Raw genomic sequence first — 13,579 nt, forward strand, 5'->3', positions numbered from 1 at the left:
CAAGTGTGGCTCACGGCTAGGCACCGAGTGGGTTGATTTGACTTAATTGCACGGATCGCCGGACTTGACGAGTTTTTCACGAGCGACCGACAAATCGCCGACAGAACCGGGCGCAGACTCACACGGTTGTGCTTCTTTGAAGACCTTACCGATGAAGGAATTGCCATGGTTTCGATCTCTGCCCGCCCTGCTTCAAGGCCTTTGAATGTATGGCTTTGCCTGGGCATTCCCGCCGTCGCGGCGGTCATTCTGGTGTTGCTGGAGCTGACCGACCTGGACATGGATCTGGCCCGGCTGTTTTACGATCCGGTCGCGGGCGACTTCATCGGCCGCCACAGTTACTTTCTCGAAGACATCCTCCACGACCGCGCCAAACAAGTGGTGATCGCCTTTTCGGTGTTATCCATCCTCGGGTTCATCGGTGCTTTTTTCATCGAACGGCTCAAACCATTCAAGCGTGAACTGGGTTGCCTGGTGTTGTCGCTGGGTCTGGCCACCTCGTTTGTCACGCCGGTGAAAGCCGTGACGGCGGTGCAATGCCCATGGAGCCTCGAACAGTTCGGTGGCCACGAAACCTACAGCAAACTGCTGGATCATCGCCCGCCGACCGACAAGCCCGGTCGTTGCTGGCCGGGTGGTCATGCGGCCACCGGTTTCACCTTGTTTGCGCTGTTCTTCGTGCTGCGTGACCGCCGCCCGCGGCTGGCCCGTCAGGCATTCATCTTTGCCTTTGCGCTGGGTTCGGTGTTTTCGATCAGCCGGATGATGCAGGGTGCGCACTTCTTCTCCCACAACGTGTGGACGGCGATCTTCTGCTGGCTGATCTGTCTGGGTTCGTATTACTGGATTCTGTATCGCCCGGCAGTCAAGGCTGAAACAAACACGCAGGCCAGTCCGGTCAACGCCTGAAACCCTGAAACGCGGGCAATAAAAAACCCCGTCTGCTTTCGCAGACGGGGTTTTTCGTTACAGGGTGAGGCTGGCTTACATCATGCCGCCCATGCCACCCATGCCGCCCATGTCTGGCATACCGCCGCCAGCTGCACCTTCTTTCTTCGGTGCGTCAGCAACAGCAGCTTCGGTGGTCAGTATCAGACCGCCGATGGAGGCTGCAGCTTGCAGAGCCGAACGGGTTACCTTGGTTGGGTCCAGGATGCCCATTTCGATCATGTCGCCGTATTCGCCGGTAGCAGCGTTGTAGCCGAAGCTGCCTTCGCCGTTCTTGACCTTGTCGACAACCACGCTTGGCTCGTCGCCGGAGTTGGCAACGATCTGGCGCAGCGGCGCTTCAACAGCGCGACGCAGTACAGCGATACCGACGTTCTGGTCAGCGTTGTCGCCTTTCAGTTCGGTCAGGGCTTCCAGAGCGCGGATCAGCGCAACGCCACCGCCAGGTACCACGCCTTCTTCAACGGCTGCGCGGGTTGCGTGCAGGGCGTCTTCAACGCGGGCTTTCTTCTCTTTCATTTCAACTTCGGAACCGGCGCCAACCTTGATCACTGCAACGCCGCCGGACAGCTTGGCCAGACGTTCTTGCAGTTTTTCACGGTCGTAGTCCGAGGAAGTCTCGGCAACCTGGGCACGGATCTGAGCGATACGGGCTTCGATGTCGCCTTGAACGCCAGCACCGTCAACGATGATGGTGTTTTCCTTGGACAGGGTCACGCGCTTGGCGCTACCCAGGTGTTCCAGGGTGGTGCTTTCCAGGCTCAGGCCGATCTCTTCGGAGATAACGGTACCGCCGGTCAGAACAGCGATGTCCTGCAGCATGGCCTTGCGACGGTCGCCGAAGCCTGGAGCCTTGACGGCTGCGACTTTAACGATGCCACGCATGTTGTTCACGACCAGAGTCGCCAGGGCTTCGCCTTCAACGTCTTCGGCAACGATCAGCAGTGGACGGCCGGCTTTGGCAACGGCTTCCAGCACTGGCAGCATTTCGCGGATGTTCGAGATCTTCTTGTCGACCAGCAGGATCAGCGCGCCTTCCAGCTCGGCAACCATGGTGTCCGGCTTGTTGACGAAGTACGGGGACAGGTAGCCACGGTCGAACTGCATGCCTTCTACAACCGACAGTTCGTTTTCCAGGCCCGAGCCTTCTTCAACGGTGATCACGCCTTCTTTACCGACTTTTTCCATGGCTTCGGCAATGATGTCGCCGATGGAGTTGTCGGAGTTGGCGGAGATGGTGCCTACCTGAGCGATAGCCTTGGTGTCGGCGCATGGCTTGGACAGGGCTTTCAGTTCTTTGACGATCGCGATGGTCGCTTTGTCGATACCGCGCTTCAGGTCCATCGGGTTCATGCCGGCAGCGACGGCTTTCAGGCCTTCGTTGACGATCGACTGAGCCAGAACGGTAGCGGTGGTAGTACCGTCACCAGCGTCATCGTTGGCACGGGAGGCAACGTCTTTGACCAGCTGCGCGCCCATGTTTTCGAAACGGTCTTCGAGTTCGATTTCCTTGGCGACGGAAACGCCGTCCTTGGTGATGGTCGGAGCGCCGAAGCTCTTCTCGAGAATCACGTTACGGCCTTTCGGGCCCAGGGTCGCTTTTACCGCGTCAGCCAGGACGTTTACGCCAACCAGCATTTTCTTGCGGGCGGAATCGCCGAATTTAACTTCTTTAGCAGCCATGATCGATATTCCTTAAATACTTTGTAGTAGCGGGAAAATGAACGGGGGTAATCAGCCTTCGATAACGGCGAGGATTTCGTTCTCGCTCATTACCAGCAGGTCTTCGCCGTCGACTTTCACAGTGTTGCTGCCGGAGTACGGACCGAACACAACCTTGTCGCCTACCTTCACGGACAGTGCGCGCACTTCACCGCTTTCCAGTGCCTTGCCCGGGCCTACAGCCAGAATCTCACCGTGGTTGGCTTTTTCAGCAGCCGAACCTGGCAGGACGATACCGCCAGCGGTTTTCTTTTCTTCTTCGCTGCGACGGATGACGACGCGGTCATGCAGAGGACGAAGCTTCATTGTCGATCTCTCCTAATTGTGGTTTTCATCGGCCGGTGTAGTCCCGGCGGGTTTAACGAATCCGGCCTGCGCCGGTTGCGGCTCGTCGAGCGAACCGCGGAAGTCTGTCCGGTTCAAATACCGGAAACCTTTCGGTGACCGATACATAAGGGCGCATAAGCTTATTACAAGGGCGGGGGCTAAAAAATTTTCACGCACATTGCATGAATTCGCCCCACAAACGAACACGGCACCCGAAGGTGCCGTGTCGACGTAGAAGTTACTTGGTGTCGCGGTGTTCGAATTCGCCTTCGATCACATCACCTTCGCGGCCAAGAGGCTGGCGCGGTGCAGGACCGCCGCGAGGTTGCAGGTCATCGGCGAACGCTCGCTGGCGCATGGCCTGTTCTTCGGCACGCTGGCGCATCTTGTTGGCGACCAGTCGACGACTGAACGGCAACAGCAGCACCAGACCGACCACGTCGCTGATAAAGCCCGGCAGGATCAACAGACCACCGGCCAGGGCCAGCATCAGGCCTTCCAGCATGGTTTGCGCAGGCAGTTCGCCGCGGTTCAGGCTTTCACGGGCACGCAGTGCGGTGGCCAGCCCGGCGACGCGCAGCACAAACACGCCGAACATCGAGCCGAGAATGATCAGCAGCAGGGCCGGGAAAAATCCGATCGATCCTGCCACTTTGACGAATACGAACAGCTCCAACACCGGGAACAGCAGAAAGAGCAACAAAAAAGGGCGCATCAAAGTTTCCTCAACGCAAGAAATGCCTTGCAGTAAGCCTTAGATGACGTCGCCCTTTCGTGAATTCAAGCGTCGGCCACCGCATTTTTTGGCCAGACCTCGGCGTGAGCCAGAGAAACCAAGGCCTCGCGCACTTGTATCGGCGTATGACAAGGCGCTTGAAACGGCAGCCAGTACAGCGCCTGACCGATGCGCAGGTGCATGCCTTCGGTGTCGATCCCGGCCAGTTGCGCCGGTACGGTTTTCGGCAGACCGGCGAGGTCGACGTAATGGGCGATGGCCTTGGCGTGGTCACTGTTCATGTGCTCGACCATGCTGATTTCGGCCTTGCCGGCGAACGGGTTGGCCAGGGTCAGGTGATCGACCCAGTGGATCGCGCCAAAACCGCCGATGTAGCGATGGCGCACCGGATTGAGCACCCAGAAATCGAAATCGTGGGCCTTGTGGTAATTCTGCGAATCGGGGAAATAGCGGTAGTAACGCTCGGCGGCAGCTTCGATGGCGGCAGCGTCTTCGAGTTTTTCCGCCTCGGCCAGATAGGTCAGGCGACCAACGGCTTGCACATCGTCAGCCTCGCGCTCGCCCACCAGCAGCGAACATTTCGGATCTTTCTGCAGATTGTGAGTGTGCTGGGCGATGCGGCTGATCAGGATCAGCGGCCGGCCCTGGTCGTCCAGGCAGTAGGGAACCACAGAGCCGAATGGAAAACCGGGCATTGATTTGGAGTGGGTCGACAGCACGCCACGGTATTCCTTGAGAAGCAATTCTCGGGCATTCTTAGCCGCTTCAACGCTCAATTTATGACTCCTTAAATAGAATCCGTCGACAAAACGGACAGGCGCATGGGTTTTGTCCCACTCGCCATCGGGCAGTTCTCATGTGCAACAGGCTGCTGGCCGGTGCAGATCGAGAGGCTACCTGTAAGGACCACTCTGACCTGCTCTCGGGGGCATGCGAATGCAACTCAACGACAAAGTAATCATTATCACTGGCGGTTGCCAAGGCTTGGGCCGCTCGATGGCCGAGTATTTCGCGGGCAAGGGCGCGAAGCTGGCGCTGGTCGACCTGAACCAGGAAAAACTCGACGACGCGGTCGCGGCCTGCAAGGCCAAGGGTGTCGAGGCGCGCAGCTACCTGTGCAACGTCGCCAACGAAGAGCAGGTGACGCACATGGTTGCCCAGGTCGCCGAAGACTTTGGCGCGATCCACGGCCTGATCAACAACGCCGGGATCCTGCGCGACGGCCTGCTGCTCAAGGTCAAGGACGGCGAGATGACCAAGATGAGCCTGGCCCAATGGCAGGCGGTGATCGACGTCAACCTGACCGGCGTGTTCCTCTGCACCCGTGAAGTGGCGGCAAAAATGGTCGAGCTGAAAAACAGCGGCGCGATCATCAACATCTCGTCGATCTCCCGCGCGGGCAACGTCGGCCAGACCAACTACTCCGCCGCCAAGGCCGGTGTGGCGGCAGCGACCGTGACCTGGGCCAAGGAACTGGCGCGCTACGGCATTCGCGTGGCGGGCATCGCACCGGGCTTCATCGAAACCGAAATGACCCTGGGCATGAAGCCGGAAGCGCTGGAAAAAATGACCTCGGGCATTCCGCTCAAGCGCATGGGCAAGCCGGAAGAGATCGCCCACTCGGCGGCGTACATCTTCGAGAACGACTACTACACCGGCCGGATTCTGGAGATGGATGGCGGGTTGCGCATCTGACCTCTGTCGCGTAATGAAAAACGCCCCGGTGCACAGGCACCGGGGCGTTTTTGTTTAAACCACAGCCATCAATCGTCGCTGATGGTGATGTTCGGCATCGCCGGCGAAGCCGCTTCCTGCAACACGATCCGCGCGCCGACGTGGCGGGCCAGCTCCTGGTAAACCATGGCGATCTGGCTGTCCGGCTCGGAAATCACCGTTGGCTTGCCGCCATCGGCCTGTTCGCGGATCAGCATCGACAGCGGCAACGAAGCCAGCAGCTCGACGCCGAACTGGGTCGCCAGCTTCTCGCCACCGCCCTCACCGAACAGATGCTCGGCGTGTCCGCAGTTCGAGCAGATGTGCACGGCCATGTTTTCCACCACGCCCAGTACCGGAATGTTGACCTTGCGGAACATCTCCACGCCTTTACGCGCGTCCAGCAGCGCCAGATCCTGCGGTGTCGTGACAATCACAGCACCGGCCACCGGGACTTTCTGCGCCAGGGTCAGCTGGATGTCGCCGGTGCCTGGCGGCATGTCGATCACCAGATAATCCAGGTCGCCCCAAGCGGTTTGCGTGACCAGCTGCAGCAGCGCGCCGGAGACCATCGGCCCGCGCCAGACCATCGGCGTGTTGTCGTCGGTCAGGAACGCCATCGACATCACTTCCACGCCATGGGCCTGCAACGGCACGAACCACTTCTGATCCTTGATCTGCGGTCGGGTGCCCTCGGGAATGCCGAACATGATGCCCTGACTCGGGCCGTAGATATCGGCGTCGAGAATCCCGACCTTCGCACCTTCGCGAGCCAGCGCCAGCGCCAGGTTGGCGGCGGTGGTGGATTTGCCCACACCGCCCTTGCCCGATGCCACGGCGACCACGTTCTTGACGTTGGCCAGCCCTGGGATCTGTGCCTGGGCCTTGTGCGCGGCGATCACGCTGTTGACTTCAACCTTGGCCGACACCACGCCGTCGAGGTTTTCGATGGCCAGTTGCAGCAATTGCGCCCAGCCGCTCTTGAACAGACCGGCGGCATAACCGATTTCCAGTTGCACGCTGACGCGATCGCCGGTGATTTCGATGTTGCGCACGCAACCGGCGCTGACCGGATCCTGGTTCAGGTAAGGGTCGGTGTATTGGCTGAGGACGGCTTCCACCGCTGCGCGAGTGACGGCACTCATGGGCAACTCCGATAACAAGACTGGGAAAAGATGGCGGGTATCCTACCCCTTCTGTCCTCCGGACGGCATGCCCGGCAACGATTTGCAGAGGTGAAATATCTTTCCCGGCGCTTTATAGTGGCCGACCTCCGTTTCATCAAGTAGCGAAGCCCCACATGTCCGAACCACGCAAGATTCTCGTCACCAGCGCCCTGCCCTACGCCAACGGTTCGATCCACCTTGGCCATATGCTGGAATACATCCAGACCGATATGTGGGTGCGCTTCCAGAAGCATCGTGGCAATCAGTGCATTTATGTCTGCGCCGACGACGCCCACGGTTCGGCGATCATGCTGCGCGCGGAAAAGGAAGGCATCACCCCGGAACAACTGATCGCCAACGTCCAGGCCGAACACAGCGCCGACTTTGCCGAGTTCCTGGTGGACTTCGACAACTTCCACTCCACTCACGCCGAAGAAAACCGTGAGCTGTCGAGCCAGATCTACCTGAAGCTGCGTGACGCCGGGCACATCGCCCAACGTTCGATCACCCAGTATTTCGACCCGGAAAAGAAAATGTTCCTGGCCGACCGCTTCATCAAGGGCACCTGTCCGAAATGCGGCACCGAAGACCAGTACGGCGACAACTGCGAAAAATGCGGTGCAACCTACGCGCCGACCGACCTGAAGGATCCGAAGTCGGCGATCTCCGGCGCCACCCCGGTGCTCAAGGATTCCCAGCACTTCTTCTTCAAGCTGCCGGACTTCCAGGAAATGCTGCAGGCCTGGACCCGCAGCGGCACCCTGCAAGACGCCGTGGCCAACAAGATCGCCGAATGGCTGGACGCCGGCCTGCAACAGTGGGACATCTCCCGCGATGCGCCGTACTTCGGCTTCGAGATCCCGGGCGAGCCAGGCAAGTACTTCTACGTGTGGCTGGACGCGCCGATCGGCTACATGGCCAGCTTCAAGAACCTCTGCAACCGTACGCCGGAGCTGGACTTCGACGCGTTCTGGGGCAAGGACTCCACCGCCGAACTGTACCACTTCATCGGCAAGGACATCGTCAACTTCCACGCCCTGTTCTGGCCGGCGATGCTCGAAGGCGCGGGTTTCCGCAAGCCGACCGGGATCAACGTGCACGGTTACCTGACCGTCAACGGTCAGAAGATGTCCAAATCCCGCGGCACCTTCATCAAGGCCCGTACCTACCTGGATCACCTGTCGCCGGAATACCTGCGCTACTACTACGCGGCCAAACTCGGCCGTGGCGTGGACGACCTCGACCTGAACCTCGAAGACTTCGTGCAGAAGGTCAACTCCGACCTGGTCGGCAAAGTGGTCAACATCGCCAGCCGTTGCGCCGGTTTCATCCAGAAGGGCAACGCCGGTCTGCTGGTGGACACCAACGCCGCGCCGGAACTGACCGAAGCGTTCCTGGCTGCTGCGCCGAGCATCGCCGACGCCTATGAGGCCCGCGACTTCGCCCGTGCCATGCGCGAAACCATGGCGTTGGCCGACCGCGCCAATGCCTGGATCGCCGACAAGGCGCCATGGTCGCTGAACAAGCAGGAAGGCAAGCAGGATGAAGTCCAGGCGGTCTGCGCCACGGCGATCAACCTGTTCCGTCAGTTGGTGATCTTCCTCAAGCCGGTGCTGCCGCTGCTGGCTGCCGATGCCGAGGCGTTCCTCAACGTCGCCCCGCTGACCTGGAACGACCACACCACCCTGCTGGCCAACCACCAGCTGAACGAATTCAAACCGTTGATGACCCGCATCGACCCGGTAAAAGTGCAAGCCATGACCGACGCCTCGAAAGAAGACCTGACCGCCAGCCAGACCGACACCGGCGCCGCCGCGCCTGTCGGCAACGGCGAACTGGCCAAGGATCCGCTGTCGCCGGAAATCGACTTCGACACCTTTGCCGCCGTCGACCTGCGTGTGGCGCTGATCGTCAAGGCCGAACACGTCGAAGGCGCGGACAAGCTGCTGCGTCTGACCCTCGACATCGGTGACGAGCAACGCAACGTGTTCTCGGGGATCAAGAGCGCCTACCCGGATCCGTCCAAGCTCGACGGTCGCCTGACCATGATGATCGCCAACCTCAAGCCACGGAAAATGAAGTTCGGCATCTCCGAAGGCATGGTGATGGCGGCCGGCCCTGGCGGTGAAGAAATCTACCTGCTGAGCCCGGACAGCGGCGCCAAGCCGGGTCAGCGCATCAAGTAAGGTTCTGCCCTGACAGATCCCACAGGCGTGCTCCGTGCGCCTGTGGGATTTTTCATATCTGGCCCGCCCTCCACGGCTGCCGGATAATGCCTAACCTTAAGTGACACCCCCCGTTGCCACCGGCAGAACCATGACCGAACTCGTGCTTACGCTCTTCAGTGCTGCGCTGATCAACAACTTTGTGTTGCACTGGCCGCTGGGCGTCGATCCGCTGCTGGCCGGCGAACGCCGTCAGGTACATGCGCTGGGGCTGGCAACGTTGTGCCTGATGCTGATTGTCGGCGTGGCGGGTTATGCGATCTGGCATTGGCTACTGGTGCCGTTGCAACTGGAATTCCTGCGGCTGTTTGTATTCCTGCCGCTGAGCGTCCTGCTGATCACGCCGTTGCTGAAGTTGCTGACGCGTTGGCGACCCGATATGCCGTTCGACGGTTTGTGGCCGCTGCTGCTGGGCAATGCCGGTGTGCTGGGGCTGACGCTGATCAACGCGCAAGCGGACAAAGGCCTGTTTCATGCGACAGCGCTGAGCCTTGGCGCCGGTCTGGGTTTCTGGCTGGTGTTGAGCCTGTTCAGCGATTTGCGTGAGCGCACGGCCGACAACGATATTCCCCTGCCCTTTCGTGGCCTGCCGATCCTGTTGATCGGCGCCGGACTGATGGCCGTGGCTTTTCTCGGATTCAGTGGACTGATCAAAACATGAGTCTGATTCAACGCATCGATGCCCTGCTGCCGCAGACCCAATGCGGCAAGTGCGGCCATCCCGGATGCAAACCCTACGCTGAAGGCATTGCCGACGGCGAGCCGATCAACAAGTGCCCGCCGGGTGGCGACGAAACCATCGCGGCGCTGGCCGAACTGTTGAAAATCCCGGTGCTGGAGCTGGACATCAGTCGTGGTTCGGCGCCGCCGCAAGTGGCCTACATCCGCGAAGCCGAATGCATCGGCTGCACCAAGTGCATTCAGGCCTGCCCGATCGACGCCATTGTCGGCGCAGCGAAGCTGATGCACACCGTCATCATCGACGAATGCACCGGTTGCGATCTGTGCGTGGCGCCCTGCCCGGTCGATTGCATCGAGATGCACCCGCTGCCTTTGGGCACACTGCCGGTGGTAGGCGGTCTGGCCGCCAGCCTTGAAGAACAACAGGCCCGCGCGGCCAAACGCGATCACGCCCGACAACGCTTTGAACGGCGCAATGCTCGCCTGCAACGCGAAGAACAGCAGAAGCAGGCCGAGCGCGAGGCCCGGGCACAGCGCGCGGCACAGGTCGAAGTCGCCGCCACCACGCTCGATCCGGTGCAGGCGGCGCTGGAGCGGGTGCGCGCGCAAAAGGCCGCGACCGCCGATGCTGCGCTGAAAAAAGCCAAGATCGACGTGGCCATGAGCCGGGCGCAATTGAACAAGTCGCTCAAGGCGTTCGGTCATCCGCCGACCTTCGATCAGCAATCGCAATTGATCCTCCTGCAACAGCAGTTCGAGGCGGCCGAACAGGCACTGGCGAAGCTGGAAAACAGCGCGGCACCTGCGCCGGTCGTGGCCGCCCCGGCAAAGGACGCCGATCTGAAGCGGGCGAAAATCCAGTTGGCGATGCGCCGCGCCGAGCTGAAAAAGGCGCAAACCGCAGTAGCCCCGCCAGCCGAGATCGCCTTACTGGAGCAAGCGCTGCGTGACGCCGAACAGGCGTTGCACAACGCCGAAGCGGCCAGCGATCAACCGGCGCCCGAGCTTGTGCGTGTCGAGAAACGTCCGATCGACGACCACCTTCGTAAACTGAAAACCGAATTGGCCTACGCTCGCGCCGACCTGAACAAACTGCAACGGCGCGACGGCACGCCCGCCGATATCCTCGAAAAGGCCCGCGCCCGCCTGCAAGACGCAGAGCGCCAGGTACAAGCCCATGTCACCCATTGAAACCGGAGACGAGCGCCTGCAACAGGCGATGAAGCTGGTTTTGCTGGCGACATTGCCGGGATGGCTGGCGTTGTTCTGGTTTTATGGTTGGGGCGTGTTGATCAACCTGATTCTGTCCGTTGTCACAGCTTTGGGCGTTGAAGCCGCCGTGACTTATCTGCGCCGGCAACCGCTGCGGGCCAACTTGAGCGATGGCAGCGCGGTGGTCAGCGCGACGTTGCTGGCAATTGCCCTGCCGCCTTATTGCCCGTGGTGGCTGACGGCCACGGCAATCGCCTCGGGCCTGCTGCTGGGCAAACATCTGTACGGTGGTGTGGGCCGAAACCCGTTCAATCCGGCCATGCTCGGCTTCGCGCTGGCCATGGTGATGTTTCCTCAGCCGATGACCCACGGGCCGGGCCATGGCATGGATCTGGCGGCGGCTTTTGGCCAGGTGTTCAATCTGGGCGCGCAACCGGATGCCTGGGTTCAGGCCACCGCGCTGGACAGTCTGCGCATCAATAAAAGCCTGACCATGGACGAACTGTTTGCCGGCAATCCGGCATTCGGGCGCTTTGGCGGGCACGGCGTTGAATGGATGAACCTGGCGTTCCTCGCCGGTGGGTTGTTCCTGTTGCAGCGTCGAGTGTTTGGCTGGCATGCGCCGGTCGGCATGCTCGCCAGCCTGTTCGTGATCAGCCTGCTGTGCTGGAACGGTTCGGGATCCGACTCCCACGGCTCGCCACTGTTTCACCTGCTGAGCGGCGCGACGATGCTGGGGGCATTTTTCATCGTCACTGAACCGGTATCGGGGGCAAAAAGTCCGCTCGCCCGCCTGCTGTTCGGCGTCGGCGTGGGCTTGCTGACTTACGTGATTCGCACGTGGGGTGGTTACCCGGATGGCGTGGCGTTCGCGGTGCTGTTGATGAACCTGTGCGTGCCGGCGCTGGAGCGCTTCGCGATGGCCCGTCAGGCGCAGGTGGCGCCATGAACCGGACGAGCAGCCTGATCACACTGGCGTTGATTACTGCGTTGGGCATCGGCGTGACGTGGTTGGTGCAACGCAGCAACGCACCTCAGATCGCCGCCGAACAGCGTCTGCTTGAAAGTCGCAAGCTGTTGGACGTGCTGCCGGTCGACGCTTACGACAATCAGCCGCTTGAACAACCTCTGGCGCTGACCGACATCAACCTGAGCCACAGTCTGTTGCTGGGCGGTTATCGGGCGAGCAAAGGCGGCCAACCCGTGGCAGTCCTGTTGCGCAGCCAGGCCCAAGGTTATGCCGGCAATATCGAGTTGCTGATTGCCATCGACGCTAACGGCCGATTGCTCGGTGTAAAAACCCTCGAGCAAAACGAAACACCTTCGCTGGGTGGACATATCGGCGACTGGCCAAATAGCTGGCTTCAGACCTTTAGCGGAAAATCGAGCAACCAACCGACGGACGCCGGATGGGCCTTGAAGAAGGATCAGGGGCAATTCGACCAGATCGCGGGCGCAACCATTACCTCTCGCGCGGCCATCAATGCCATCCACGATGCCCTGCGTTACTTTGATGAACACCGGACGACCCTGCTCGGGAGCACGCCATGAATACGTCAGCGACTCTGGCGAACTCAATGATGCTGGTGTTGTTGATCGGTGCCACCGACTCTGTGGCGGGCGCGCTGGCGACTCTGTTGATATTTGCGGTTGTCGTGGGCATTTACGGTTTGTGCATGGCACCGCTGCGCTCGCGCCTGAGCAACGAGAGCCTGTTGCCGGTCAGCCTGGTACTGGCCGCGACCCTGGCCGGCAGCGCCGATATTGTTCTGCAACGCGGTGCGCTGCAGTGGCATCAACTGATCAGTCTTTATGCCGGGCTGATCGGCTTGCAGTGCGTCGTGCTGGAGCACAATGGATTTTTTCGCCGGTCTGTCCGTAATCGACTGAAACTGTGCGGCCTGTTTGCCGCACTGATGATTGTGCTCGCGGTGTTGCGTGAGCTGATCGGTCAGGGCAGCATCGGCCATCATTTGTCGGAACACTGGCAAGGTTTGATTCTGTTTGGCGACGGCCTGCATTTCGCGACGCTGGCGCCCGGCGCCTTCATATTGCTTGGACTGTTACTGGCCGCCCGTCAGGCCTGGGCTCGCCCCTCCGACCTACCCGAGGAAACGCATCACCCATGAATGCCGCAAAACGTCTGGAGATCTTCCGCAGGCTTCACGAGGACAACCCCGAACCCAAGACCGAACTGGCCTACTCGTCGCCTTTCGAACTGTTGATCGCGGTGATTCTGTCCGCGCAATCAACGGACGTCGGGGTAAACAAGGCGACGGCCAAGCTGTTCCCGGTGGCGAACACGCCGGCAGCCATTCACGCCTTGGGCGTCGAAGGGTTGTCCGAGTACATCAAGACTATCGGCCTCTACAACAGCAAGGCCAAAAACGTGATCGAGACCTGCCGCCTGCTGGTCGAGTTGCACAATGGCGAAGTCCCGCAGACGCGCGAAGAACTGGAAGCCTTGCCCGGCGTTGGCCGCAAGACCGCCAACGTGGTGCTAAACACCGCGTTCCGCCAGTTGACCATGGCGGTGGACACCCACATTTTCCGGGTCAGCAACCGCACCGGGATTGCACCGGGTAAAAATGTGGTCGAGGTGGAAAAGAAGCTGATGAAATTTGTGCCAAAGGAATACCTGCTCGACTCCCACCACTGGCTCATTCTTCACGGACGCTACGTGTGTCTGGCGCGCAAACCCCGTTGCGGCAGCTGTCGGATCGAAGATCTGTGCGATTACAAGCACAAAACTTCCGACGATTGAGCGGCTATGGGTTTTATTGATTTATCGATTGAAAAAATCTTTTTTACCATCTGCTGGAATATCGATATAAGGAGCGCCAAAGGCA

The 13,579-nt window shown here is 60.3% G+C and carries 14 protein-coding genes; 9 read left to right on the forward strand and 5 right to left on the reverse strand.

Annotated features, from left to right (window positions below; all coding sequences use genetic code 11):
- Nucleotides 1–165: 165 nt before the first annotated feature.
- Complete coding sequence (locus EIY71_RS02740; protein WP_134020398.1) at nt 166–909, forward strand: phosphatase PAP2 family protein; 744 nt, start codon at nt 166–168, stop codon at nt 907–909.
- A 75-nt stretch (nt 910–984) separates the two neighbouring features.
- Here EIY71_RS02740 and groL read toward each other — a convergent pair whose 3' ends face one another.
- From groL to EIY71_RS02760, 4 genes are all read right to left on the reverse strand, one after another.
- Nucleotides 985–2,631 carry a chaperonin GroEL gene (groL, locus tag EIY71_RS02745; protein WP_007953220.1) on the reverse strand — a complete coding sequence of 549 codons (1,647 nt, stop codon included), beginning with the start codon at nt 2,629–2,631 and terminating at the stop codon, nt 985–987.
- Nucleotides 2,632–2,682: 51 nt separating this feature from the next.
- Complete coding sequence (locus tag EIY71_RS02750; RefSeq protein WP_011335724.1) at nt 2,683–2,976, reverse strand: co-chaperone GroES; 294 nt, start codon at nt 2,974–2,976, stop codon at nt 2,683–2,685.
- 259 nt (nt 2,977–3,235) lie between these two features.
- Complete coding sequence (locus EIY71_RS02755; protein ID WP_007953217.1) at nt 3,236–3,712, reverse strand: FxsA family protein; 477 nt, start codon at nt 3,710–3,712, stop codon at nt 3,236–3,238.
- 65 nt (nt 3,713–3,777) lie between these two features.
- The gene (locus EIY71_RS02760) at nt 3,778–4,509 is read right to left on the reverse strand and encodes a HugZ family protein (RefSeq protein WP_085745266.1); all 732 of its coding nucleotides are present in this window, start codon (nt 4,507–4,509) and stop codon (nt 3,778–3,780) included.
- Between the two features lie 160 nt (nt 4,510–4,669).
- Here EIY71_RS02760 and EIY71_RS02765 point away from each other — a divergent pair, with 160 nt between their 5' ends.
- Complete coding sequence (locus EIY71_RS02765; protein ID WP_011335726.1) at nt 4,670–5,428, forward strand: SDR family oxidoreductase; 759 nt, start codon at nt 4,670–4,672, stop codon at nt 5,426–5,428.
- A 68-nt stretch (nt 5,429–5,496) separates the two neighbouring features.
- Here EIY71_RS02765 and apbC read toward each other — a convergent pair whose 3' ends face one another.
- Nucleotides 5,497–6,591 (reverse strand): iron-sulfur cluster carrier protein ApbC, encoded by a 1,095-nt coding sequence (gene apbC, locus EIY71_RS02770; RefSeq protein ID WP_085745267.1) that lies wholly within the window; start codon nt 6,589–6,591, stop codon nt 5,497–5,499.
- A 155-nt stretch (nt 6,592–6,746) separates the two neighbouring features.
- Between apbC and metG the strand changes: the two genes are divergently transcribed.
- The 7 genes from metG (at nt 6,747) to nth (ending at nt 13,494) form a co-directional block, all read left to right on the forward strand.
- The gene (metG, locus tag EIY71_RS02775) at nt 6,747–8,798 is read left to right on the forward strand and encodes a methionine--tRNA ligase (protein ID WP_134020401.1); all 2,052 of its coding nucleotides are present in this window, start codon (nt 6,747–6,749) and stop codon (nt 8,796–8,798) included.
- Between the two features lie 130 nt (nt 8,799–8,928).
- A complete protein-coding gene (locus EIY71_RS02780) occupies nt 8,929–9,498 on the forward strand; it encodes an electron transport complex protein RnfA (protein WP_102687208.1) in 570 nt (189 codons plus the stop codon).
- Nucleotides 9,495–10,709 carry an electron transport complex subunit RsxB gene (rsxB, locus tag EIY71_RS02785; RefSeq protein WP_134020404.1) on the forward strand — a complete coding sequence of 405 codons (1,215 nt, stop codon included), beginning with the start codon at nt 9,495–9,497 and terminating at the stop codon, nt 10,707–10,709. Before EIY71_RS02780 ends, rsxB begins: the two co-directional genes overlap by 4 nt.
- Nucleotides 10,696–11,679, forward strand: a complete 984-nt coding sequence (locus EIY71_RS02790) for an RnfABCDGE type electron transport complex subunit D (RefSeq protein WP_134020407.1) — start codon at nt 10,696–10,698, stop codon at nt 11,677–11,679. Before rsxB ends, EIY71_RS02790 begins: the two co-directional genes overlap by 14 nt.
- Entirely contained in the window at nt 11,676–12,281 is a 606-nt protein-coding gene (locus EIY71_RS02795; protein WP_134020410.1) for an RnfABCDGE type electron transport complex subunit G, read from the forward strand. The genes EIY71_RS02790 and EIY71_RS02795 overlap by 4 nt, the downstream gene beginning before the upstream one ends.
- Entirely contained in the window at nt 12,278–12,859 is a 582-nt protein-coding gene (locus tag EIY71_RS02800; RefSeq protein ID WP_085745273.1) for an Rnf-Nqr domain containing protein, read from the forward strand. The genes EIY71_RS02795 and EIY71_RS02800 overlap by 4 nt, the downstream gene beginning before the upstream one ends.
- On the forward strand, nt 12,856–13,494 hold the full coding sequence (gene nth / locus EIY71_RS02805) for an endonuclease III (RefSeq protein WP_007953205.1): 639 nt from the start codon (nt 12,856–12,858) through the stop codon (nt 13,492–13,494). The genes EIY71_RS02800 and nth overlap by 4 nt, the downstream gene beginning before the upstream one ends.
- Nucleotides 13,495–13,579 lie beyond the last annotated feature (85 nt).

Origin of the sequence: Pseudomonas sp. CH235 (assembly GCF_004368175.1) — a bacterium.
Classification (GTDB): domain Bacteria; phylum Pseudomonadota; class Gammaproteobacteria; order Pseudomonadales; family Pseudomonadaceae; genus Aquipseudomonas; species Aquipseudomonas paraglycinae.